This is a genomic window from Aquidulcibacter sp., from assembly GCF_049239865.1.
In the GTDB taxonomy this organism is placed as follows: domain Bacteria; phylum Pseudomonadota; class Alphaproteobacteria; order Caulobacterales; family Aquidulcibacteraceae; genus Aquidulcibacter.
In genome coordinates this window covers 14,684-36,887 of sequence record NZ_JBMLTR010000016.1, presented here as the reverse complement: position 1 = coordinate 36,887, position 22,204 = coordinate 14,684, and the positions used below count along the sequence as shown (strand labels likewise).

The 22,204-nt window shown below is 54.8% G+C and carries 17 protein-coding genes; 8 read left to right on the top strand and 9 right to left on the bottom strand.

The window, feature by feature from the left end:
* The first annotated feature begins 162 nt into the window (after nucleotides 1-162).
* Entirely contained in the window at nucleotides 163-1,149 is a 987-nt protein-coding gene (locus ACOVRA_RS01875) for a 2-hydroxyacid dehydrogenase (protein WP_298228392.1), read from the top strand.
* Between the two features lie 289 nt (nucleotides 1,150-1,438).
* On the opposite strand, the gene ACOVRA_RS01870 is transcribed toward ACOVRA_RS01875, so the two are convergent.
* From ACOVRA_RS01870 to ACOVRA_RS01840, 7 genes are all read right to left on the bottom strand, one after another.
* Nucleotides 1,439-2,167 carry a GDSL-type esterase/lipase family protein gene (locus ACOVRA_RS01870; protein ID WP_421718822.1) on the bottom strand — a complete coding sequence of 243 codons (729 nt, stop codon included), beginning with the start codon at nucleotides 2,165-2,167 and terminating at the stop codon, nucleotides 1,439-1,441.
* Between the two features lie 32 nt (nucleotides 2,168-2,199).
* The gene (locus ACOVRA_RS01865; RefSeq protein ID WP_421718821.1) at nucleotides 2,200-2,895 is read right to left on the bottom strand and encodes an SGNH/GDSL hydrolase family protein; all 696 of its coding nucleotides are present in this window, start codon (nucleotides 2,893-2,895) and stop codon (nucleotides 2,200-2,202) included.
* Nucleotides 2,888-3,547: a TetR/AcrR family transcriptional regulator gene (locus tag ACOVRA_RS01860; RefSeq protein WP_421718820.1), complete on the bottom strand. Its 660-nt coding sequence runs from the start codon at nucleotides 3,545-3,547 to the stop codon at nucleotides 2,888-2,890. The genes ACOVRA_RS01865 and ACOVRA_RS01860 overlap by 8 nt, the downstream gene beginning before the upstream one ends.
* A gap of 132 nt (nucleotides 3,548-3,679) precedes the next feature.
* Nucleotides 3,680-4,348 (bottom strand): PIG-L deacetylase family protein, encoded by a 669-nt coding sequence (locus ACOVRA_RS01855; RefSeq protein WP_421718819.1) that lies wholly within the window; start codon nucleotides 4,346-4,348, stop codon nucleotides 3,680-3,682.
* Nucleotides 4,349-4,353: 5 nt separating this feature from the next.
* Complete coding sequence (locus ACOVRA_RS01850; protein ID WP_421718818.1) at nucleotides 4,354-5,709, bottom strand: MFS transporter; 1,356 nt, start codon at nucleotides 5,707-5,709, stop codon at nucleotides 4,354-4,356.
* The gene (locus ACOVRA_RS01845) at nucleotides 5,706-6,815 is read right to left on the bottom strand and encodes a Gfo/Idh/MocA family protein (protein ID WP_421718817.1); all 1,110 of its coding nucleotides are present in this window, start codon (nucleotides 6,813-6,815) and stop codon (nucleotides 5,706-5,708) included. Before ACOVRA_RS01845 ends, ACOVRA_RS01850 begins: the two co-directional genes overlap by 4 nt.
* Before the next feature lie 2 nt (nucleotides 6,816-6,817).
* Nucleotides 6,818-9,181, bottom strand: coding sequence for a TonB-dependent receptor (locus ACOVRA_RS01840; protein ID WP_421718816.1), 2,364 nt, complete (start codon nucleotides 9,179-9,181; stop codon nucleotides 6,818-6,820).
* A gap of 146 nt (nucleotides 9,182-9,327) precedes the next feature.
* Between ACOVRA_RS01840 and ACOVRA_RS01835 the strand changes: the two genes are divergently transcribed.
* The gene (locus ACOVRA_RS01835) at nucleotides 9,328-11,154 is read left to right on the top strand and encodes a glycogen debranching N-terminal domain-containing protein (RefSeq protein ID WP_421718815.1); all 1,827 of its coding nucleotides are present in this window, start codon (nucleotides 9,328-9,330) and stop codon (nucleotides 11,152-11,154) included.
* 56 nt (nucleotides 11,155-11,210) lie between these two features.
* A complete protein-coding gene (locus ACOVRA_RS01830; RefSeq protein WP_421718814.1) occupies nucleotides 11,211-13,661 on the top strand; it encodes a glycoside hydrolase family 3 C-terminal domain-containing protein in 2,451 nt (816 codons plus the stop codon).
* A 106-nt stretch (nucleotides 13,662-13,767) separates the two neighbouring features.
* Here ACOVRA_RS01830 and ACOVRA_RS01825 read toward each other — a convergent pair whose 3' ends face one another.
* Nucleotides 13,768-15,288 (bottom strand): class I adenylate-forming enzyme family protein, encoded by a 1,521-nt coding sequence (locus tag ACOVRA_RS01825; protein WP_421718813.1) that lies wholly within the window; start codon nucleotides 15,286-15,288, stop codon nucleotides 13,768-13,770.
* A 16-nt stretch (nucleotides 15,289-15,304) separates the two neighbouring features.
* Here ACOVRA_RS01825 and ACOVRA_RS01820 point away from each other — a divergent pair, with 16 nt between their 5' ends.
* Nucleotides 15,305-16,024, top strand: a complete 720-nt coding sequence (locus ACOVRA_RS01820; RefSeq protein ID WP_421718812.1) for a TetR/AcrR family transcriptional regulator — start codon at nucleotides 15,305-15,307, stop codon at nucleotides 16,022-16,024.
* A gap of 6 nt (nucleotides 16,025-16,030) precedes the next feature.
* On the opposite strand, the gene ACOVRA_RS01815 is transcribed toward ACOVRA_RS01820, so the two are convergent.
* Nucleotides 16,031-16,891 (bottom strand): alpha/beta hydrolase fold domain-containing protein, encoded by an 861-nt coding sequence (locus ACOVRA_RS01815; RefSeq protein ID WP_421718811.1) that lies wholly within the window; start codon nucleotides 16,889-16,891, stop codon nucleotides 16,031-16,033.
* An 86-nt stretch (nucleotides 16,892-16,977) separates the two neighbouring features.
* Between ACOVRA_RS01815 and ACOVRA_RS01810 the strand changes: the two genes are divergently transcribed.
* Genes ACOVRA_RS01810 through ACOVRA_RS01795 form a run of 4 tightly spaced genes read left to right on the top strand, consistent with a single transcriptional unit; the run spans nucleotide 16,978 to nucleotide 22,081 of the window.
* Nucleotides 16,978-19,224 (top strand): TonB-dependent receptor, encoded by a 2,247-nt coding sequence (locus tag ACOVRA_RS01810; protein WP_421718810.1) that lies wholly within the window; start codon nucleotides 16,978-16,980, stop codon nucleotides 19,222-19,224.
* Nucleotides 19,225-19,235: 11 nt separating this feature from the next.
* On the top strand, nucleotides 19,236-20,204 hold the full coding sequence (locus tag ACOVRA_RS01805; protein WP_421718809.1) for a fumarylacetoacetate hydrolase family protein: 969 nt from the start codon (nucleotides 19,236-19,238) through the stop codon (nucleotides 20,202-20,204).
* Nucleotides 20,201-20,839 carry a nuclear transport factor 2 family protein gene (locus ACOVRA_RS01800; RefSeq protein WP_421718808.1) on the top strand — a complete coding sequence of 213 codons (639 nt, stop codon included), beginning with the start codon at nucleotides 20,201-20,203 and terminating at the stop codon, nucleotides 20,837-20,839. The genes ACOVRA_RS01805 and ACOVRA_RS01800 overlap by 4 nt, the downstream gene beginning before the upstream one ends.
* A gap of 3 nt (nucleotides 20,840-20,842) precedes the next feature.
* The gene (locus tag ACOVRA_RS01795) at nucleotides 20,843-22,081 is read left to right on the top strand and encodes a thiolase family protein (RefSeq protein ID WP_421718807.1); all 1,239 of its coding nucleotides are present in this window, start codon (nucleotides 20,843-20,845) and stop codon (nucleotides 22,079-22,081) included.
* Nucleotides 22,082-22,204: the final 123 nt, after the last annotated feature.

Genomic DNA, 22,204 nt, shown 5'->3' with positions numbered 1-22,204 from the left:
ACGACTTTATCGCGTTCCCTGACAAAGCCTACCCGGCTTTCATCTGGCCGATGAAGGTGAACAGCGTCTTAATTTAGGGGGTAAAATTGTCGGTAAGCACGAGATTTCAGCGATCACTGCGATGTCGCTTGGCGTCTGCCCTTTGCCTTGCTACACAGGGCTATGCCCCAGTCAAAACTCAAAGTCATCGTCACCCGCAAATTGCCAGAGCCTGTGGAAACACGGATGGCAGAATTGTTTGATACCGAGTTGAACGCGACCGACACGCCCATGACCTATGAACAATTGGTCGATGCTGTCAGCCGCGCCGACGTGTTGGTGCCGACTGTGACCGATAAGATCGACAGTAAAGTATTGTCGCGCGCGGGCGAACGTTTGCGCCTGATCGCGCAATTCGGGGCTGGCGTGGATAATATGGATGTGGCGACGGCGATTCAGCGCGGCATCACCGTGACCAATACGCCGGGCGTTTTGACCGAAGATACTGCCGACATCACCATGGCCCTGATCCTCGCGGTGCCGCGCCGCCTGATGGAAGGGGTGCGCGTGGTTGAGGCTGATGGCTTTGAAGGCTGGTCTCCCACGTGGATGTTGGGCCGCCGGGTTGCTGGTAAGCGTCTGGGCATTGTCGGCATGGGCCGGATTGGCCAAGCTGTGGCGCGCCGCGCCAAGGCCTTTGGCCTGCAAATCCATTACCACAATCGCCGCCGCGTTTCGGCCGCGATTGAGCAAGAGTTGGAGGCGACCTATTGGGAAAGCCTCGACCAAATGTTGTCGCGGATGGACATTATTTCGGTCAATTGCCCGCATACGCCGGCAACCTATCACTTGCTCTCGGCGCGGCGCCTGCAATTGATGAAGCCCAGCGCCTATTTGGTGAATACCGCGCGTGGCGAAGTGATTGACGAAGCCGCCCTTGCACGCATGCTCGACAAGGGCTTGTTGGCGGGTGCTGGCCTCGACGTGTTTGAGCATGAGCCTGCGATCAATCCCAAGCTCAAAAAACTCCCCAACGTCATGCTTCTCCCACACATGGGCTCTGCCACGATGGAGAGCCGCACCGAAATGGGCGAGAAAGTCATCATCAATATCAAAACCTTCGCTGATGGTCATAAGCCACCCGACCGCGTTATTCCGGCGATGTTGTAGGGGCAGGGGCTGGCCAACGCCCCTCGTGCCTGACGAGGCTGGAGCCTCTCCATCTGGACCCATTTTAGTGAGCCGGAACGATCACCAAAGCGCTTCCAAGCGCAGTCAATTTGGCCATTCCAAGAAGTCACGCGACGTCGACTTTTGGCCGAAAGCGGATGGTCTGGTTTGGGGGGCGTGGAGGGCGAAAGCGGACGTTGAGCGCGCCGTGAATTCGCTTCTATTTCCGTCAGCCAAGTTTAAGTTGGCAAATTTCCACTTATTGATTGTGGAGCTCTGAAAGAAGCCGCTATCGGAGTGCTTCTCGTATTGCCGCTGCCGCTATAAGTCCCAGACGCTGATGGCCATCTGGTCCAAAGTGGAGGCCATCAGGACCGGGAGCGGGCACAGCCTGCGCTCCATCAAAGACGGAGAAGCCGTGTTCAAGGCCTGCAGCTTTCAGCAATGGAAGCGCTCGCTTTCGTGTGGTCTCAGCGCGCTCCCAGTTTGGGTTGTTGGGCATCGGGCCGATCGCGGTTGGGGCCATCAGCATGGCTTTGATCGGTTTACCTTGTCCCTCCAGCGGAATTGGAAGGGTAAATTTGTTGATGACGCTGCACAAGGTAATGAGCCTTTGGCACAAAGCCTCGGCCGATAAACTCGAATCTGACATCAGATCATTGGTGCCAAGTTGAAGCACGACCAGATCAAGAGGAACATTTCGGGCCAAAGCCTCAGGCAGTTCCGTGAGGCCGTTGTACGCAGAGCCAGGCAACTGCGAACCAGCAGCATTTTGGCGATCTATGCCAGCGGTTCTGCCCGACAGGGCATCTTCAACTATCTCGTAGCCCCGGCCTAGGGCGCGTTGTGCGACGCCTGTCCAACGCTGTGAAAACGGCAGGCGACGCAGAATCCGTTCTTTGGGGTCAACAGGCTGAAACCCCCAAGTGTTCGATGCCCCAAACGCCAAGACACGTTTCTTTTGAACATTGGCTGCCTGGGCTGTGGTTGAGGTAAGGGCAGCCCCCAACAAAATCATGCTCTTTCGCCTTGATACGTTCAATAAGCGGTTCATTCTGCATTTCCTGTGGTTGAGTAGATTGCTTCAATAGCACCAGCCATGTGTAGGCCAAGGCGTTGGTGCGCTTGTCGATCCAAATGCACACCATCTCCAGCAAGGGTTGGCACTGCTTGAGCAGCATTGACCAGATGATAGGACTGGTCACTAGCATGTTTGATCAGTTCTGGCAGAAGCTTCACGCGCTTGGCTTCCGCTCGCTCCGTTGCTGACGATTCTACAGCTCCACCGAAGCCGGGCGGTGCCATCACGAGAATGGCCGGTGACTGCGGCATTCCTTTGAGAGGTAGAGGCAATTGAAAGGAGCGGATCCGTTTGACCATGGAGTTAACTCGATCCAAATAAGTGTCGATCTCCAACTCCGGATCCTGAAGTATGTCATTGGTTCCAAGTCCGACGATCACGAGATCAATGGGGACATTGCGGATCAAGGTAATAGGAAGTTCCTTGAGGCCATTCCAAGTGGCAGGCTCTAAGGAATTGGACCCCGCCATATCCGGTCGGTCTAAATCAAGTGCGCGACCAGGCAGGGCATCCTCTAGAATGACAAAGCCACACCCCAATTTCGCTTGCGCTTGGCCCGTCCAACGATCCTCAAAAGGCAATCGTTCAAGCTGCGGAGCACGATCATCAAGGGACAAAAAGCCCCAGGTATTAGAATCCCCATAGGCGAGGATCCTTTTAGTCATCTTGGTTCTCGGCCTGAGTAATGTGGCTCAGAAATATACGCCTAAACATTGAAAGTGCAGCCTTATGGGCGTCGCTATCCGCCTGCAAAACATGATCCAATGCTAAGCCTCGCAGGGCTGCGACCATCACTGTGCGAAACGGAATCAAGGTGTCACGAGCCCAGTTTAGCTCGGCCATGTAATCGCAGAACCATTGATCGAGCTGATTTTCTGCCACTTCGAAATGCGGGCCGATCGCTTGGGCTAAGGCAGGGTCTTGGCGTGCGGCGACCAATAGCTCAATCGCTGCGAAATGATGCATACCGCGATGTTGTTCGATTGCTAGATCAATAATCGCTGCAAGCCTTGCTTCAACACCCGTGACAGCGCGCAGCCTTGCGAGCACATCTTGACCAGCTCCCAAGGGTAAGGCCTCCGCAATGGCCCCCATCAGGTCATTTTTGTCGGCGAAGTGATAGTTCATCGGCCCACGCGAAATGCCGGCCTCTTTGGAGATGAGGTGCATGCTGGTTTGGGTAAACCCATAAGCCGCTAGGCAGCGAATACCCGTCTCGATAATCAGCGCGCGCGTCCGGCGGGTCTGCTCTGACTTTGATAAGCCAGGCTCGATACGGGGGACCACGGACAACTCGTTTGATTTAGAATTGGGCATAAAGTCGTGTTCCCTTGCGCGGACCCAGAGCGATCAACCGATCGCCAAGTCTATCTTTTAAGTCATTTAGTTTGATTTTGATCAAAGCGAAAACTGAGGTTTGAATGTGGATAGGGACATGCTCAAAATTGGTCATCGGATGATCACCGCGTCAAGCAGTCGTTGAACCTTTCTCCTGTGATAAGGATCGGGGAAGCAATAGGCTTCCGCCCGCGAGACGTCCTTTTGAAACGTTTGAATGGCGCGGAATTTTTCCCAGACGACAAGATTGTCCAAAAAAAGGTCGGGCTTTTGAGAGGCATGCAGGCGCAGGGCTTGATGTTTGGCAACGGCAAAGTCGCTAATATCTATTGAAAAATCAGGACAACAACCCAGACCAAGCATCGTATCTGCATACACCAAGCCTGACTTAAGCCCGCAGGCCTGTCGAACGAGTTGGCTCAAGGCTCGGTGATCGGGATGGTAGTCGTCCGGGTGATGGGTGATCACGAGATCGGGTGCAAATGAAGCAATCGCCGCCCGCACAGCAGCTTGGGACACGGGCGCGTCGGTCAATTCTCCATCCATCAGCGAGAGACATACGGGAGTTACCCCAACGCTCTCACCTGCCAACTTCATTTCAACCAAGCGCTCATCGGGTTCACCGGCCGGCGAAAGGCCCGCCTGTCCGGCTGTCGCCACGACCCAGCCAATACGCCAGCCCAACGATTTCAAGCGTAGCAATAGGCCAAGGCAATAGATCTCGACATCGTCTGGATGGGCACCAAAGGCCAGAATCGAGGGCGATTGCGTCACGGGCATGGCGATTATGCCTCCGCCTTTGCTTGCAACTTGCGTTCAATCTCAAAGCGCAAACGCTTTTGTTCTTGCTCTGTCAGCGGGTAGAACCAGAAGAATGGGGCCGCCAGACCCATAATGACCATGGGCACCCAAGCATAGGTCACCAAGAGCGCGAACAGCGCCTCTGGACTATTCACCGCATTGGCAGTTTGAAAGCCGAACAATGTTGGTAAGGTCGTGCCAACTAGGGCACCGAACGCAATCCCGATTTTTCCCAGCATACCGACCATGGCAAAATAGAGCCCGTTGCGTGCTTGGCCGGTCTTGAGCGTATCAATGTCAACCACATCCGCAATCATAGCGCCGATGAGGACTGCCAAAGCACCACCACCAAAGCCTCGGATGATGATGCAGGCCGCATAGAGCATGTCGTCATCAGGCTTCAATAACGGGATTGGCGCGCTCCAAACCGCCATCCACATCACGCCGATGGCCATGGCGCGATGCTTGCCAATGCGCTTAGCCAACCAGAGCCACAGCGGGATTGAGAGGATGCCAGCGATGCTTTCAGAGCCCAGAATGATTGGGAATAATTTTCGCGCATCGAAGTACTTCTCCATCACGATGATGTGCAGAGTTGCGCCAATAATGCCGCCCGCCATCAAAACGCCTAATCCGCCCAAAATCATCATGAAGGGCTTGTTCTCGCCAATCACCTTGAAGCTTTCCTTCAGTGTTGGCGGCTGGATATGAAGGTCTTCGATCGGGGGTTCTGGCACCAAGGTCAGCGTGATTGCAAACAGGATCGGCATCCCAATGACAAAGGCGACAGCCATCGCAAACATCGTGTCTGACAGGCCTTCAGATCCCGATTGTTGCATGATGAAAATCAGGATCAGCGCCAGCAATCCCGACAGACTGCCAAAGCCTTCCCGCCATCCCGCAACCCGTGCCCGGCCCATATAGGTCCGCGATAGTTCTGCCCCCCAAGCTTTGTAGGGCGTATCCAAAACATTGAAGGCGGCGAAGGTGATTGTTATCCAAAAGCCCGCATAAAGAGCATCCACCTTCACCGGCGGCGCAAAGACCATCCAGCAGCCCAGCATCAGGATTGGAAGGCCTGCCAATATCCATGACTTGCGTCTGCCTAAAGGGCCACGTGTACGGTCGGAGAGGATCCCCACGGTCGGTTCGACGACAATGTCGAATAGGCGCGCAGCAAAGATGATGGCACCAACCAATTGCAAAGGCAGCCCATGCTCCCCTGAATAGAAACCTGGAATGAATGTTATCAGGGGGGTAAGCGCCATCGCATGGGCCAGAAATGGCAGCGCATAAAGGATCGAAATCCCTGTTTCCTTGTCTAGCCAATCTTGTTTCATGCGGCCCTCTGATCAGGATGTTTCCATCGGCGGATGGTCTCTTGCGTCAGGGGTTGTGGTCGCTGACAGGATGTTTCGAGATGCAAGGTTTCACCCAGATTGGTGCTGGCCTCAATCTTCACCATGGCTTCAAGGCAATGCAACGCGAATTCTGCATCGGGCCACGGCGTGTCAAAGCCCTCCAGATGATCGACAAGCGCATAAATCCCAGCGATCCAGAGACTATCGTCCCACTCGTCGCGTAAGGGTACAAGCTCAGACCACGCATCATAGCTTAGGGCCTGCTTGATGGTGCCATCAAACTGGCTAGGGGGCGGCAAACACAAACTCCCCTTTGTACCATAAATCTCTAAGGCAGGGGCCGCACTGCCAACCCCATCAAAGCTGAAAACAAGGTCTGCGATCTGGCCATTTACGAATTTCAACAGCGTGCAGACATGCGTTGGTACGCTAACGCTAAAACGTTCACCAGCTTTCGGTCCTTTGGCTACGATTCGGCTATTGGCACTTTGACTCGCGAATGCCGTCACAGACTCGATCGGGCCAAATAAGGCAGCCAGAGCGGCTAAATGATAGATACCCATATCAAATAATGGACCCGCCGCCGGCCCAAATAAGGGGGCCGGATTGTGGTGCCATTTGTCCGGGCCGGGATACATCAAGATTCCACGCGCTCCGATAATTGTCCCCAAAGCTTCGGCATCGAGAAGCTGCCTTACACTTTGTTGAGCGTTACCCAGAAAGGTAGCTGGCGCGCACGCAAGCACAAGGCCGCGCTCCGCTGCAAGTTTCATGAGAGATCGTGCTTGGGTGAGATCACGGGCCAAAGGCTTTTCAGAATAGACATGCTTGCCCGCCTGAAGCGCCAGCCGCGATACTGCCTCGTGCGCCAGAGGGGGCGTGAGATTCACAACAATGTCGATAATCGGATCTACAACGAGTGCGCGCGTATCCTCATCTTTTGCACTCAGTCCGCGTAAGACCAATCGCGGACTTGCCTTAATGCAACTAGCATAACGCCCAGAAATATCCCCGCCGCCAACAATGCCGATACCCCATGGTGTATCGTTCAGTTTGCGGCGGGGAAAGTCACGCGGGGAGGTCACGTTTAGAAGCGGTAGATCAGGGTTGCACCATAGGTGCGGGGTTCACTGGTGAATTTAAGGGTGGAAGTTCCAGTTGGGTAGGATGCAACACCCACAAACGGGAGCACGGAAGTCAATTGGCCTAGGATCGCCGCTGAAGTTGCGCGACCAAAGGTAATCTCATTGGTCAGGTTGCGGCCCCAAGCCTCCAACGCCCAGCCATTGCCCGTTTGACCAATACCAATGCGGGCATTGTACTTGGTATGCGCCTTTTGGACTTGCAGCAGGTTATAGGTGAGTTCGGTATAGACATCTGACCGATAGAACATGTCGGCTTGGGTATAGAACTTTAGATTTTCGCCAATTGGCCGCTCATAGCGCGCGACCAAACTGGCGGACCATTGCGGAGCATCGGACAGGGGCTTGCCCGACAAGTCGATCTTTCCCGACGGCCCTTGCGCATTAGGGTAAGAGTCAAAAGTGGCGTCCAAGAAGGTTACCCCACCGGAGAAGGTCAGGTGCTTTGTTGGGCGCGAGACAAAGTCGAGTTCCGCACCCTTTGACACAACGCTCGCGGCATTTTGCAGGAAAAAGCGAAGTTGGTTGTTGGTATCGACAAAAGACGCCAGCGATTGAAAGTTTGAATAGTCCATGTTGAATAGGACAAGGCTTAAACTCGTGCGAATGGGCTCGATGTATCCCTTTGTCCCCAGTTCGAAATTGTCGACTTTTTCGGAATCGAAGAAGTAGTCAGCCCCAGGGATATTGCGCAGCAAGTTGGCGTCATCATTGATCCCAAACGCCTTATAGCCACGTGTATAGGAGGCGTAAGTGTTCCAATTGTTAGACCAATCATATTGAGCGACAAGTTTGCCTGTCCACTCACCGCCATCGCGCTGGGTCTTGTTATCGGGAATTGTTTGACGGGGCGACAAGGGTGTTCCGTTTTGGCGTAGCCGTTCAGCAAACGCACTAATCTTCTTGTCGTCGTAATTGTAGCGCAGCCCGCCAGTGAAGCTGAGCTTCTCGGAAACCTCCCAAGTTGCTTCGCCAAACAAGGCAGCATTTCGGTTTTTGATCGAATTTGCGCTTGGCGAGAATTGCGCGAAGATGCCGCCGCCACCGATAGCAGCCAGTTGTGGATTGATAACCGACGCGCTGGTCTCCTCGACATTCTTCTGGAAGAAGTAAGCACCTAAAAGATAAGTCAGCGCCTTATCTTTCGGCGATGTCAGGCGGAATTCTTGGCTGATATGTCTATTTGTGCGACCAACGGCTGGGAAGTTGATCAGATTAAGTGAGGAGAAATCGACATCAGAGGCAGACGTCTGATTGGCCTGTCTGCCGGCCGTGATTGAGGCCAGTTCAAACCCGTCGCCAAACTTCCATCTGAAATCAAAACTACCCGCTACGAGATCCTGTTCGAACGTGCTGGCACCATCTACCGCGATCACTTGACCCTTAACTTGATTGCGGGGAAGCGGTGCCCCTGTCCCGTTGAACGGATATTGCTGAGAGCCAGTCGCGAAGCGCGCATAAAGGGCTTCTGGAACATTGTCCCAAACAGGCTGGCAGCAATTGATGTCGGTCTTGGAATATTCTAGCGAAATCGTTAGCTGCAGAGGACCTTCCGGCGCAACCAACAGCTTGCCGCGCACGCCATAGCTGTTTTGATCATTCATATCCTTGCCGGCCAAGTTCTTCAAAAAGCCATCACGCTTGTTGGAATAGAAGCTGATACGGCCGAGCATTTCATTCGGGATAATCGTCCCGGTGACACTGGCAGCAAATTGTTGCTTGTTGAAATCCCCCAAGGTTGCGCGCACCTCGCCGCCAAAGTCTGCCTCAGGGCGCTTGGTCACATAATTGACGATACCTGCTGGAGAAGCATTGCCGAATTGGGTGGATTGAGGGCCACGAAGAACTTCAACCGCCGCAATATCATTGAAGTCGCCGATGCCGATCGAAGTGCGATCGGTAAAGATCCCATCTACATAAATTCCAACGCTCGGCTCCAAGGCTGCGCTACCGCCTGCCGTTGTCACGCCGCGTATACCGACATTCGACTGAACGGGGCCTTGGCTGTTTGAAACTACCAAGCTCGGAATCAAAGTCGCAAGTTCTGACGTGTTGGTGGCACCGCTGTCTTCGATTGTCTGTGATGTCACCACCGAAACTGACAGAGGGGCCTGCAAAACAGTTTGCCCGCGCTTGGTCGCCGTTACGATGATGACTTCTTCGGCTTCTTCTGCAGCAGAATTCTGACCGCTTGAGGATTGCGCCAATGCTGGACTTACGAACAAGGCACCGCCCGACAAAGCCGCCGCGACCAGCAAGGATACATGTGAGCATTTGCGCCGCAAAGCGGACTTCTTTGAAACTGTCATGGCTTTCCCCAGTGTAATCATGGCACTCATCCTTGCTCATGCGAGCTTTCATCACTTGCAGGTAAGTTAGCGCCCTTGACTCAGAACATGACACGGGATTTATATATGTCAACATGTATGCATACGTTTTGTGGGGCCCCTGATTGATGATCAAACTGAAGGAAGGTGACACTTATCTTGTCGCCCAGGAGACAGGTGAGATTGGCGGAACTGGGTCTGGCATTTTCCAGCGCGATACGCGCTGGTTATCAGTCTGGCGCTGGGACTTGGGTACCGTTTCGCGCCTCGCTTCTAAAGGCAGTGCCGACGAGCTTTTCCAGTATTTTACCCATGTGAATGACCATAAGGTTCAAACTATAGGCATCGAACGGCAGCTTCGGGTGTTAAGCGATGGAGTGATAGACCAGTTACTCATTACCAATACGAGCTTGGACGACCAGACACTCACGATCCGGCTTGATCTGGAAGCTGATTTCCGAGATGTGTTCATGATCTGGGCGCAGAAGGCCCTGGACGCCGCCACCCCGATTGTGGACGTGCAAACGCCATCAACCCGAACCTTTACGAGGCAAGCATCTGATGGCGTGGTTTCGACCTTGGAAATTGCCTTGCAGCCGCCTTTGCAAGAAAAAGCATGGACCCTAAAGATTGCGCCGGGCGAGAGTCGCGAAATCCATGTGCGGGCGCAAATTCAGTATAGCGGCTTACCAATTGAAGACACACCAAGCCGTGCCGCTTTGCCTGACAAGGCCGACTTTCTCGCCCGCAATGCACTCGATCTTCAAAGCCCGGACTGGCAAAAAGCTTATGACCAAGCCGTCGTGGACTTGAGGATGCTGCTTCTGCCAACTCGATTTGGCCCATATCCAGCCGCTGGCTTACCAAACTTCGTCAATTTCTTCGGTCGTGACGCGCTCATCACTTCCATGATGTTGGGACCGCAAAACGCCGATATCAGCCAATCCATCCTAAGGTTCCTCGCCCACCATCAGGGAACACGGATCGACCCGTTTCGCGAGGAAGAACCAGGCAAAATATTGCACGAGATCAGGCGGGGCGAGTTAAGCCGGACGGGTGCTGTGCCGTTCGGGCGCTATTATGGATCTGTTGATTCGACCGCTTTGTTCATCATGGCGCTCGGGCACTATGTCCGCGAAACAGGCGACGCTGGACTTGCTGTCGAACTTCACAGCAATTGGTCGAACGCTTTAGCCTGGCTCGTCAACTGCCAGACGTCAGAAGGCCTGATCAGGTTCAAACCTTCGGGCTCCGGGCTAACCGTGCAATCGTGGAAAGACTCGCACGATTCCATGAACCACGCAGATGGCTCACCGGCCTCTGCGCCATTGGCTGTGGCCGAGGTTCAAGGATATGCTTATGCGGCGTTTATCGCCGCGTCAGACCTGTTTGCCTTGGCGGGGGACAGCGAGAACGCAAACGTCTGCAAAGAGCGAGCCGCGCGCCTTCGAGACAATTTCCATGCACTCTTTTGGCTACCAGAACTGAATACCTATGCGATGGCACTCGATGCTGGGGATCGGCCTTTGCGTGTGCACTCGTCCGATCCGGGCCATCTCTTATGGTGTGGCATTGTCCCAGATGACATTGCACCCACCCTAGTCGCCTCCCTGTTTCAGCCCGAATGCTGGACAGGCTGGGGCTTGCGCACACTTGGGAGTGGCGAAAAGCGCTACAATCCGGTGTCTTATCATAACGGTAGTGTATGGCCGCATGATACAGCCCTTTTTGGGGCTGGGCTTGCGCGATATGGGTTTAACGGCGAGGTCCAGCTCGTCGCCGAAGGCCTCGTGTCACTCGCCCTAAACATGCCTGGTAATTCGCTGCCAGAACTAGTGGCCGGCTTTGCTCGAACGCCCAACAGACCACCCATTGCCTATACCCATGCATGTGCGCCGCAAGCTTGGGCTGCAGCTGGCCTGATCATGATGACAAGACTGGCAAGTGCGCGCTGACTAAGGTTGAATGAGCGGGCAGTTGATTGATGGCCAGGCCATCGGAAAGTATGGACATGACACCCCATAGTATTGAACATCTCGACCGGCCCGACGCCATTCGAGAAAAGGTCAGATTACTCTCAGGGCGGGATTTTTGGCGCACCAAGGCAAGCACCATCCTGTCAATTCCTGCCCTTAAGCTGACTGACGGACCTAATGGTGCGCGCGGTGATCTGACAAGCGGAGCCACCGCGGCTTGTTTCCCGGTCGGCGTGGCACTTGGGGCCAGTTTTGATGTGAGCCTCTTGCGCGAGATCGGTGCAGCGCTCGGACGTGAAGCCACGTCTAAAGCGTGTCAGGTCCTGCTTGGGCCGACGATCAATTTGCAAAGAACTCCAATTGGAGGCCGCAATTTTGAATGCTACTCGGAAGACCCGTGGCTGACCGGGTGTCTAGCGGTTGGGTTTGTGCAGGGCGTCCAGTCTCAAGGCGTCGCGGCCTGCCCCAAACATTTTGTTGCAAACGACACAGAGTTTGAACGCCATAAGGTGAGTTCGAACGTCGACACAACAACCCTTAGGACCCTCTATCTGCGCCCGTTCGAGATGGCGGTGAAGGAGGGCGGAGCCTGGATGATCATGTCATCCTATAATCGCATCAACGGTACCCAGAGCAATTCAAACGCTCTGCTTTTGCGCGATATTCTCAAAGGGGAATGGGGCTTTGATGGTGTAGTGGTGAGCGACTGGGGTGGGTCCCTGTCTTGGGACGGTGATTATCTGGGTGGGCTGGATCTTGAAATGCCTGGTCCGGGGCGAAATTTCAACGACAAACTGGCAGCAGCCATTGTGGCCGATCAATTGCCTGAACAGCCGCTAGACGATGCGATCGAACGGCTGTCACGGTTGGCGCAGCGCACCGCGCCATCGCGCCATGGCGAAGTTACAGAGCAAAGCATCGATCGGCCCGAAGACCGGGCTCTTGCAAGGCGCGCTGCCATTGCGGGCACTGTCATGTTGAAAAATGATGGGCTACTTCCGCTTGACCCCGACAGACTGAAAACCATTGCTGTAATCGGCCCCAATGCAGCCTATGGTGAAATTATGGGCGGTGGCAGTTCCTTCGTTAATGCGCACTATGCCGTGCATCCCTTAGCCGCACTACAAACGCACCTGAATGGCAAAGCGGAAGTGTCCTACGCCCCCGGGTGCAACATCCATCGCTATATGCCTGACTTCAGGGTTGGATCCGTTCGAACACCTGATGGCGCAAGCGACGGGTTCCTTTTGGAGTTTTTTGGTCAGCCCGATTGTCAGGGCAGCCCAGTCCGCCAGTCTGTTCAGAAGCTCGCGCGTTGGATGGACCTTGGGTTCCTTGCCAATGCCAATGATCCCGCGCGTGCAGGGAGTGTGCGGTTAAGCGGAACCTTCACCCCAGTCGATAGCGGCCTGCACACATTTGGCGTCCATAGCGCTGGCCTGTGTGACATCTGGCTTAACGGTGTATGCATCATCGACAACCGGACCGGCTGGTCTCGTGGTGAAGGGTTCTTCGGATTTGGCAGCCGGGAGCAAACCGCGGCGTGCCAGTTGGAAGTGGGGCAGCCTGTAAAACTTGAATTGCGCTTCGATCCAAAGGCTGGAAGCCTGCTCAAAGGGTTTCGCTTCGGTGTGTTGCCACCACAGACCGACGACATGCTGGGTCAGGCGGTCGACCTTGCCAAAGCTTGTGATGCGGTGGTCCTCGTGCTTGGAGCCAATCCAGACTGGGAGACCGAAGGGCATGATCGCACATCGATGCGATTGCCCGGCGAGCAGGATCGCCTAGCTGCTGAAATCATTGCCGCCAATCCTAGCACGGTAGTTGTACTGAATATTGGTGCACCCGTCCTAATGCCGTGGCTCGATCAGGCGCAGGCCGTGATCGTGCCATGGTTTGGGGGGCAAGAGATGGGCAACGCGATTGCTGATGTTCTTCTTGGTGACGCCGAACCCGGCGGCCGCCTGCCGTTTAGTTGGCCAGCTCAATTGAACGATTCACCGGGATATCGGCACTATGACACCTCCAGCCTTGAGATGGATTATAGCGAAGGTCTGCTTATGGGATATCCGGGCCATCACGCCCATGGACCCAAGCCCCTGTTTGGTTTTGGGCATGGCCTTGGCTATGCAAGCTTAGTTATCCATGCAGTCGACGGGGTAACGACTGACTTCGAAGGACGGCCTGTCGTTCCCGTGCTTGTGCGTAATCAGTCAGACAAGGCAGGCAATGCCTGTGTCCAGATTTATGCGGATTGGCGCGACTTGAATGCCGATTTTGGGTCTATCCGCTTATGTGGATTTGCGCGTGTGCAAGTGGAGCCGCGCTCTGTCGTCAATGTCAGTGTACCGCTTGATCCGCGATGGGCGATGTCTTGGGGCGAGGCAGACGCTGCCTGGTCGAGCAATGCGGAGAAGCCAAAACTTGTCGCCCTCCTTGAGGGGGCAACGGCTTTGGCAGCTGACATAAACACTGCTGCTCGATAGACAAACTTGATGGGAGCGAATGTCTGCTTTGCGTTTACACGGCACTCCAACGCATAGGCCAATTTTGGCGCAAAGGAGACCTATCGTGCCGACCCCGATCTAATGGCTACATGAAGGGCCGCCGTTCAACCATCATTGCGCGAACGCGCTTTTTGTCGATTTTGCCATATTGGGTAAGCGGCATTTCCTCGATGAAGTGGACGCTTTTGGGCACTTTGTAGGCCGAAAGACGCGCCTTTGCGAATTGGCGGATTTCTTCGCCATCACAGCTCGTTCGGGCGATCACAACGGCGGTAACCGCTTCACCCCAATCAGAATGGGGGATACCAACGACTGCTGCCTCTATGACGCAAGGATGCTGAAGCAGAACGCCCTCAACCTCTGTCGAATAGACATTCATCCCGCCGCTAATGATCATATCTTTGGCCCGGTCCACGAGAAACAAATAGCCATCCTCGATCCGAGCCAGATCTCCGGTACGGAGCCAGCCCTCCTGCAGGGCCTGCTGGGTGGCTACAGGGTCGCGATAATACTCGGTCAGCAGATAGGGTGAGCTGACCTCGACTTCACCAGCGCCGGATTCATCGGGGCGAAGACGGAGCTCAACCAAGGGAACAGCGCGGCCGCAAGAAGTCAGCAAGCGCGGGTTCATATGATCAGCCTTGCTGAGGGTTGTGATCAGATTTGGGCATTCAGTCTGGCCATAAATCTGAAGGAACACCTTGCCGAACTTTAAGAGGCCTTCTTCCAGTCTCTCCCGATTCATTGGGGCCGCGCCGTAGACGATGGTTGCCAAGGAGCGATGATCTTTAGTGCCGGCTTTTGGATGGTCGAGTAGGCGGTAGAGCATCGTCGGCACCATCATGGTCCAAGTCACGCCGGAATCGCGACACAGGTCAAAAAAGCGGTTTGGATCAAATCGACCCTCAATCATCACATGAGCACCCTGAAGGAATGCTGCTGCCATATGGTAGCCCGAGGAATGAGGCAGTGGCGTCGTCAACAGCATTACTTCTTCGCTGCGGATTTCAAGGCAAGAAATATGGGAGAACAAATTCCACGCCATGCGGATATAGGAATGTCGTACCCCTTTGGGGAGCCCTGTAGTTCCCCCAGTATAAGCGATGATTGCTGTATCCTCTGGTGCGGCAATGAGCGGCTTGAACATATTGAAAGCAGCCAGGGCCTTGTTCCAGTGCACCTCCCCGCTTTCCAAGGACGGCTCTGTCTTTGAGCCGACAAGGATTATGAATGGCTGGTCTTTCAAACCGCCGGCACGGGGAAGATCTGCATGCGTAATCAGCACTTTTGCTTCACTATGATCTAAGCAATAGCCTAGTTCGGGCACCCCCATCAGCTCGTTCAATGGCACGCGGACGGCTGCAAGCTTCAGGATAGCAAACTCGGCGACAACATATTCGTGGCTGTTGGGTAGATGAACGGCCACCGCAACACCGGGCCGAACCCCGCGCGCAAAGAGAAAAGCCGCAAGCCGATCCGACAATTCGTCGATCTGACTATAAGTCCAACTCTGGTCGCCGAACGTAATTGCTACCCGTTCGGCATGGCGCTTTAGGGCTGCAAGTAGCAGCTGGGCTGATGTGGGTGCCTTCAAGACGTCGCCCATGGGCTCACTCTTCAATTTGAAAGACGGTACTATAATAGGTACGAGCGTACCTGTAAAGTTTGACCTTGGCGGTTGGCAGCACGCGGTCAAACTGGTATCTCGGAGCGATACTCCTCTGGTGGCAAAATTCGAAATGGTTCCGAAAAACACGCAACGTCTCACGCCGGGGTCTGACCGCCAGAAAGAGCTGCTCGGTGAGTTAGAGGCACTCTTCTTCGCCAATGGCTTCCGAACCATCACTGTTGATGACATTGCGGCACGCTTGAAGTGTTCAAAGCGAACCCTTTACGAGATTGCACCCAGCAAGCAGGAACTCTTCATTCTGGTGATCGAATCTTGGCTAGAGCGCATCCGCCATTTAGGGTGGCAAGGCGTTCTCCAGCATGACGACCCGACAAAGCGCGTACTTGCTTATCTTGAGCCCGGCGTGATTGAGTCTAGGCCTGCAAGTCGCCAATTCCTTGCCGATTTGCAAAGTTATCGCCCGGCTCTTGCCCTGCTTGAAGCACACCAAGCCCAGCGGACCAAAGTGCTTATGGAGATCGTTGAGGACGGTATTCGTCGAGGGTGTTTCAAGCCCTTCCATTCTGCATTAGTCGCTGAGCTCTTTCTCGCAGCAGTTAACCGGATCAATGAACCATCGACGCTTGAAAGAACCGGTGTCGGGTTCAGTCAAGCGTTCGACGAATTATACAAAATCCTCACGACAGGGCTGTTTTTGAAGTCAGACGAGTGACCTCTGTCACGAGCCTGTCAGGAAGGCTGCGATTTGGTCAATCGCTTCTTCGGCTTCAGGAATTCCAGGTAGCAATGGGAAGACATGGGCTGCTGCTTCATAAACTCTGACCGTCACATTCGTGCCAGCACTTTCCGCCTTGCCAGCGTAGCGCACAGTATCGTCGCGCATGACTTCTGTACTGCCAACGATAAAGAGGCTGTCGGGAAGCGCGACCGGTTCATCCCAGTAAGGCGAAGCAGCTGGCTGAGCGGGGTTGGCACCCTGTAGATAATGGTAGACCTTGTGGATCACAGCCTGGGGTCCAAACATAGGATCGGCTTCTGCATTGGCGACATAAGAATGGCCAGTCATGGCAAGGTCGGTCAAAGCAGACAGGCACACGAGCTTGTCCGGCAGGCGATGCCCCTCGCGTTTCAGCTGAGCGCAAGCGCACAGAACCAAAGCGCCTGCGGATGAATCGCACATGACAAAGACTGGACCTATCTCCTCAGAGAGGATCGTTCGAAGGGCACCCAAAACATCGTCATGGGCTGCCGGGAACGGATTTTCAGGTGCCAAGCGATGCTGCAGGAGCGCACCGCGCGTGCTGGCTAGCGTCGAAATGCGATCCAGGAGCACGCGATGCGCATCGCCGCCTGGAAAGCAAAAGCCGCCACCGGGAACATAGACCAAGAGGGCTGCCCCGTCCAAACGCCGCAACTCGAGCTCAGCCCCCCCTAACTTTTTAGGGATACCTTCGGGCCCCAGAGTTTCGAAAGAGGCCAGCATCTGGCGCATTTCAACTGGATTATAGTCACTATTGAGCAAGGCGCGGCGCGTCTGTCTCGCTTCAGTGGTGTAGGCATTCATTTCTGGACTCGGCATCGCTTGACCTCTTATCGGTACTAATGTACCTAATATCGTACCGCATCTAAAAATGACGTTCAAGTCGCGGAATATGGGAGGATAGGATGTTGAGGTCTGAAACCGCAAATTCGCGTCGTTTATCCGGCTTGTTGATGTCATGTGCAGTCACGGCATTGTTCGCAGCGCACCCCGCTTGGGCGCAGACTTCTGCAAGCTCTCCGGCAGTCCAACCTGATCAGGCTGGCGTCGAAGTCATCGTTGTCACTGCGCGCAAACAGTCTGAATCGCTGCAGGACGTGCCAATGTCGATCTCCGCAGTCTCGGGAAAAGACTTGGAAGATGCTGGCTATACCGAGCTCAATGACATCTCTCGTCTCAGCAGCAATGTTTATTTCGAAGCCGCAGATCGCTCCAAGCCGCTGATCTACATTCGGGGCATTGGCACGCGCAGCTATGATGCAGGCAGCGATCCTTCCGTTGGCGTCTTTGTAGATGGCGTCTACCTCGGTCGCTTTGGGGCGCTCGACATGGACTTGATGGATGTCGCACGCGTGGAATTGCTTCGTGGACCACAAGGCTCCCTCTACGGTCGCAATACCATCGGCGGCGCGATTTCTGTCGTGTCTCGCGATCCGACTTCAGTCTTCAAAGGTCACCTTTCAGGGGAGCTTGGGACTAGCGCCATCAGTGGGGATTCACTTTATTCTGTAGGGGCTTCGCTGAGCGGCCCCATCGCAGGTGACGCCGTTCGAGGATCGCTATCCGTGACGCGACGCTATCGTGAAGGCTACCAACCCGTCGCTGTCGCCAACATTCGCGGCGGAAGCGAAGATGGTTGGTCCAGTCGCGGCAAGCTTATATTCGACTTGGGTGAAGCGACGCTGCGCCTGTCTGCCGACTATTCCGATATTGATGGTCCGCCGCTTGTGTTTGTTCCAAACCAACTAGGTGTACCAGCCGATAGTCCCGGACCTTTGACTCCAGGCTTTGTGACCCCAGCGGAACCACAAGATCCCTACAAGCTATCGTCGGACGCTTTGGGTCAGGGCATTAATAAGAAGACCTCTGGCGGTTCTGCACAACTCAATATTCCGTTCGGTGCGTTTGAACTGACGTCGATCACCGCTGCACGCAAGCTTAAGATCGAGGAGGTCGACGATCTCGACGGCACGACACTGCCGTTCCAAGTTTATCTGGCCAACGAAGATGGAAGCCAATTCTCGCAAGAAGTTCGACTGAATTACGAGACTGAAAAGCTCAAGGTGCTTGTCGGGGCCTTTTATTCTTCTGAGGACGTAAACCGGACTGAGACCATCAATTTTGGCCCGGCTTCACTTCTGTCCTTCTTTGTAAGTCCGGCACCGTTGCGCTGGGATTTCGGGCTCAATCTTGAATCCAAATCATCGGCCTTATTTGGGCAGATTCAGTGGGAGCCCACTGAACGTTTGTCTCTAACATTGGGTGGACGCTACAGCGAGGACCAAAAGGACGTTGTCTTTGACACGCGCACAACGGTACCGGGGTTTGTCATCTCGAACTTCACCACACCCGTCTCGCGCAAATGGGACTCCTTCGACCCATCGGCTTCGCTAAGTTATAAGTTCAGCGCCGACGTCATGGGCTATGTCTCCTATACTTCGGGATTCAAATCCGGTGCCTTCCAATTCATCGCGATTGCCCCTGCCACCGCCCAACAAGTTGCCAATCCGGAATCGGTTGACTCCTATGAGGCCGGGATGCGCACCACCTTGTTTGATCGTCGCCTGCGGCTAAATGCATCCATCTTCAGCATGGACTATCGCGACCTGCAGCAATTGCGACTGATTCCGATCGGTGGCGGTGTCAATCAAGTCTTGATCGCCAATGCCGCGAGCAGCCGCATTCCAGGCCTTGAACTAGAAGGTCGCGCGGTTTTCGACAGCAAGTGGTCGCTCGACTTCAGCTATGGCTATCTCGATGCCAAGTACAAAAACTATGTATTCAACTCGACCTTGGACTTCAGCGGCAACCGTTTGCAACGCGCGCCCAAGAACACCTTGTCGCTTGGCCTCAATTTCGAGACCAAAACCAGCCTCGGTGAACTCACCAGTCGTTTAGGTTATTCCTATCGGAGTAAAATCTTCTTTGAGGCGGACAATAACACGGTTGACCCGGAGTCGAGTGAAGACGGCCTCGGATTACTGGACGCTTCCATAAACCTAAAGAAGAACAACTGGACTGTGGGTCTTTGGGCGCGCAATCTGTCTGACGAGCGCTATCGGCGTCAGGTTCTCAACAGCACCGGGACTGCGCAACGCGGGATTTGGGCCGAACCGCGAACGTTTGGTCTGCGGGTCTCCTCGGACTTCTAAAGGTCTATGATATGAAGCTGGCCACTTACCTAACTGAAGATGATCCTAAAGCTCGGGTAGGCGTAGTCATCCAAAATGATAGTGCCGTTCTCGACTTGGCGGGCGCATTGTCCGCCCACGGACTGGATGCGAGCTTGGCTGCGTCCATGCAGGACTTGATTGAGGGCGGCGCAGAGCGATTGGCCCTCATCCGCTCTGCTGTCGAAGCCTACAAAGGGGAAGTCCTACCGATAGGTGAGGTTCGGCTGCTTTCACCTTTGCCGCGCCCGGTCCAAATTAGGGACTGTATGTGCTTCGAGGAGCATCTCGTGGGCTCTTCCCAAGCCGCTATGCGCTTGCAGGGTCTAAGCGAACCGTCTGAGCGGTCCCGCAAAATGTATGACGTCTTCAAGTTGCGACCGATCTATTACAAAGCAAACCGCTTTGCCGTGGTTGGTCATGACACAGATGTGCACTGGCCTGCCTATTCCAAGCTGATGGATTATGAACTCGAAATGGGCTGTATCCTCGGCAAAACGGGGCGCGATATCAGACGCGAGGATGCGCGCGCGCATATTTTCGGATTTACGATCTTCAACGATTTCAGCGCACGCGACACGCAAGGTATGGAGATGGAAAGCGGCCTTGGCCCATCCAAATCCAAGGACTTTGATTCCGCCAATGTGCTTGGGCCTTGGATCGTCACAATCGATGAATTTTATCCAGACGATGCGTCCATGACAGTTCGGGTTAACGGGGAAGTCCGCTCAACCGGGCGCAGCAGCACGATGACCGTCAAATTCGAGGACCTCATCGCCTTCATTAGCACGTCAGAGACCCTTCATGCCGGGGAAATTTTAGGCTCCGGTACCGTTGGCGGTGGCTGCGGTCTGGAAGCAGGAAAACTGCTTGAAAATGGCGACGTTATCGAACTCGAGGTTGAGGGGATTGGCGTGCTTCGAAACAGAGTGTTTGCAGCAAATAGAGAGGATCAAGAATGAGCGACGACATCACTGCCCGTCTAGACGCGCTGGAGCGCGAATTGACAATCTTGCGTGACAAGGAAGCGATACGCGACGTGATTCATCGCTATTGCCGTGGCGCGGATCGCTGCGACCAGCAGGCATTCAAGGATTGCTATTGGGAAGACGGCTATGACGATCACGGTTTCTATGGTGGCAATGGCCAAGCATTTGCCGACTATGTGATCCCCATCCTCAAGCAAGTTAATTCCAGTATTCATGCGATCACCAACACTATCATCGACCTACAGGGTGATCGCGCTTTCTGCGAGAGCCAGTGGTCGGTGATTCATCGGCTACAAAAGCCGGACGGTGACTTCCTCGATTTTTGGCACCAAGGCCGCTACCTCGATATTTTTGAGAAGCGTGCGGGCGAATGGCGCATCTTGTGCCGGACGATCGCTAATGACATGGACCGACTCCTCCGTACGAAGGATTTGGGTGCCATTCTGGGTGAAGGCGTACCCGGCAGCGACAATAATCGTCCCCATCGAGGCGGCCGCAAGCCAGATGATCCTGTCTTTGCAGGCTTTGACATGCAGAAACTCGTGCATGATCGCACCCCAATTGAGGACCTCTGGTCGCCCTTCTATGCGCTAGACCAGTATTTGTAGGCCATGGGCGCCAAGCCAATCTTCGTCGCGGGCGTCGGAATGACGACTTTCGGGATTGACTTGGCGCGTTCGGTCAAAGACTTGACGCGCCAAGCGGTCGCCGAGGCTTTGGTGGATGCGCATTGTACTGCCTCTCAGATTGAAGCCGCGTGGTTTGCCAACACCAGTCAGGGCTCGTTAGAGGGCCAACATATGATCCGTGGGCAAGTTGCGCTTCGGCCATTGGGCTTCTCAGGAATCCCAATTAGCAATGTTGAAAATGCGTGCGCGAGCGCCTCAACGGCCCTGTTTGAAGCTGCGAATTACTTAAAATCCGGCGCGGCCGACATCGTTCTTGTGGTTGGTGTTGAAAAGCTCTCCCACCCTGATCGCGCGCGCTCACTGGCCGTCTTCGATGCGGGTTGGGACGTGGGACTGGCTGAGCAGAACCGGGAAGTCTTGCTCGCGCTAGGCGGCATGGACGAACAGCTCCTGCCCACATCTGCAGCAAGGCGCAGCGTGTTCATGGATGTCTACGCAGCCTTTGCCCGCCAACACATGCGTCTTTATGGGTCAACACAAGAGCAGTTTGCCGCCGTCGCCGCAAAGAATCATATGCACTCGGTCCATAACGAGCGTGCCCAATATCGACGACCCTATTCTGTCGAGGAAATTCTGGCAGACCGCCCGATTGCCTGGCCACTAACTTTGCCTATGTGTGCCCCCGTCAGCGACGGCGCGGCGGCTGCCATCGTATGTACAGAAGCAGGCCTAATCCGATTGGGAGCGACGTCACGGGCGATAGAGCTGCGCGCCTGTGTGCTGGGTACCTCGGTGGAGCGCGATCCCGATGATCTAGATCACCATATCGGCCGGGTTACCGCACTCAAAGCCTTTGAGGCGTCGTCCATAGGCTCAGAGGATATCGATGTAGCTGAAGTCCATGACGCCACGGCAGTGGGTGAAGTCATTCAAGTCGAGAACCTCGGTCTTGCACCCAGAGGCCTCGGGGGCATGGCTGCCCTGCAAGGGCAAACTGCACTTGGGGGTCGAACGCCAGTCAACCCCTCAGGGGGCCTAGAGAGCAAAGGACATCCAATCGGTGCAACAGGGCTTGCCCAGCTCTTTGAGCTCGTAACCCAATTGCGTGGCGAGGCTGGGCTCCGACAGGTTGAAGGCGCAAAAGTCGGGGTCGCAGAAAATGGCGGTGGGCTTTGGGGCGTGGAAGAAGCTGTGTGTGTTGTGTCGGTCTTGTCGCGCTAGCTGATTATCGTAGGACCTTCCGCGCCGCTAAGCCGCCAGTACACTGCCATCAAACCCGACACTGACTTTTCAGCTAGCACAGGCTAGCAAACGAAAAGGCATAGCGGCATACTCATCTATGGC

Excerpts from the sequence above, each read along its gene's own strand:
- ACOVRA_RS01875 (WP_298228392.1), top strand. The coding sequence starts at position 163 with ATGCCCCAGTCAAAACTCAAAGTCATCGTCACCCGCAAATTGCCAGAG.
- ACOVRA_RS01870 (WP_421718822.1), bottom strand. The coding sequence starts at position 2,167 with ATGATTTTGTTGGGGGCTGCCCTTACCTCAACCACAGCCCAGGCAGCC.
- ACOVRA_RS01865 (WP_421718821.1), bottom strand. The coding sequence starts at position 2,895 with ATGACTAAAAGGATCCTCGCCTATGGGGATTCTAATACCTGGGGCTTT.
- ACOVRA_RS01860 (WP_421718820.1), bottom strand. The coding sequence starts at position 3,547 with ATGCCCAATTCTAAATCAAACGAGTTGTCCGTGGTCCCCCGTATCGAG.
- ACOVRA_RS01855 (WP_421718819.1), bottom strand. The coding sequence starts at position 4,348 with ATGCCCGTGACGCAATCGCCCTCGATTCTGGCCTTTGGTGCCCATCCA.
- ACOVRA_RS01850 (WP_421718818.1), bottom strand. The coding sequence starts at position 5,709 with ATGAAACAAGATTGGCTAGACAAGGAAACAGGGATTTCGATCCTTTAT.
- ACOVRA_RS01840 (WP_421718816.1), bottom strand. The coding sequence starts at position 9,181 with ATGACAGTTTCAAAGAAGTCCGCTTTGCGGCGCAAATGCTCACATGTA.
- ACOVRA_RS01835 (WP_421718815.1), top strand. The coding sequence starts at position 9,328 with ATGATCAAACTGAAGGAAGGTGACACTTATCTTGTCGCCCAGGAGACA.
- ACOVRA_RS01830 (WP_421718814.1), top strand. The coding sequence starts at position 11,211 with ATGACACCCCATAGTATTGAACATCTCGACCGGCCCGACGCCATTCGA.
- ACOVRA_RS01825 (WP_421718813.1), bottom strand. The coding sequence starts at position 15,288 with ATGGGCGACGTCTTGAAGGCACCCACATCAGCCCAGCTGCTACTTGCA.
- ACOVRA_RS01815 (WP_421718811.1), bottom strand. The coding sequence starts at position 16,891 with ATGCCGAGTCCAGAAATGAATGCCTACACCACTGAAGCGAGACAGACG.
- ACOVRA_RS01810 (WP_421718810.1), top strand. The coding sequence starts at position 16,978 with ATGTTGAGGTCTGAAACCGCAAATTCGCGTCGTTTATCCGGCTTGTTG.
- ACOVRA_RS01805 (WP_421718809.1), top strand. The coding sequence starts at position 19,236 with ATGAAGCTGGCCACTTACCTAACTGAAGATGATCCTAAAGCTCGGGTA.
- ACOVRA_RS01800 (WP_421718808.1), top strand. The coding sequence starts at position 20,201 with ATGAGCGACGACATCACTGCCCGTCTAGACGCGCTGGAGCGCGAATTG.
- ACOVRA_RS01795 (WP_421718807.1), top strand. The coding sequence starts at position 20,843 with ATGGGCGCCAAGCCAATCTTCGTCGCGGGCGTCGGAATGACGACTTTC.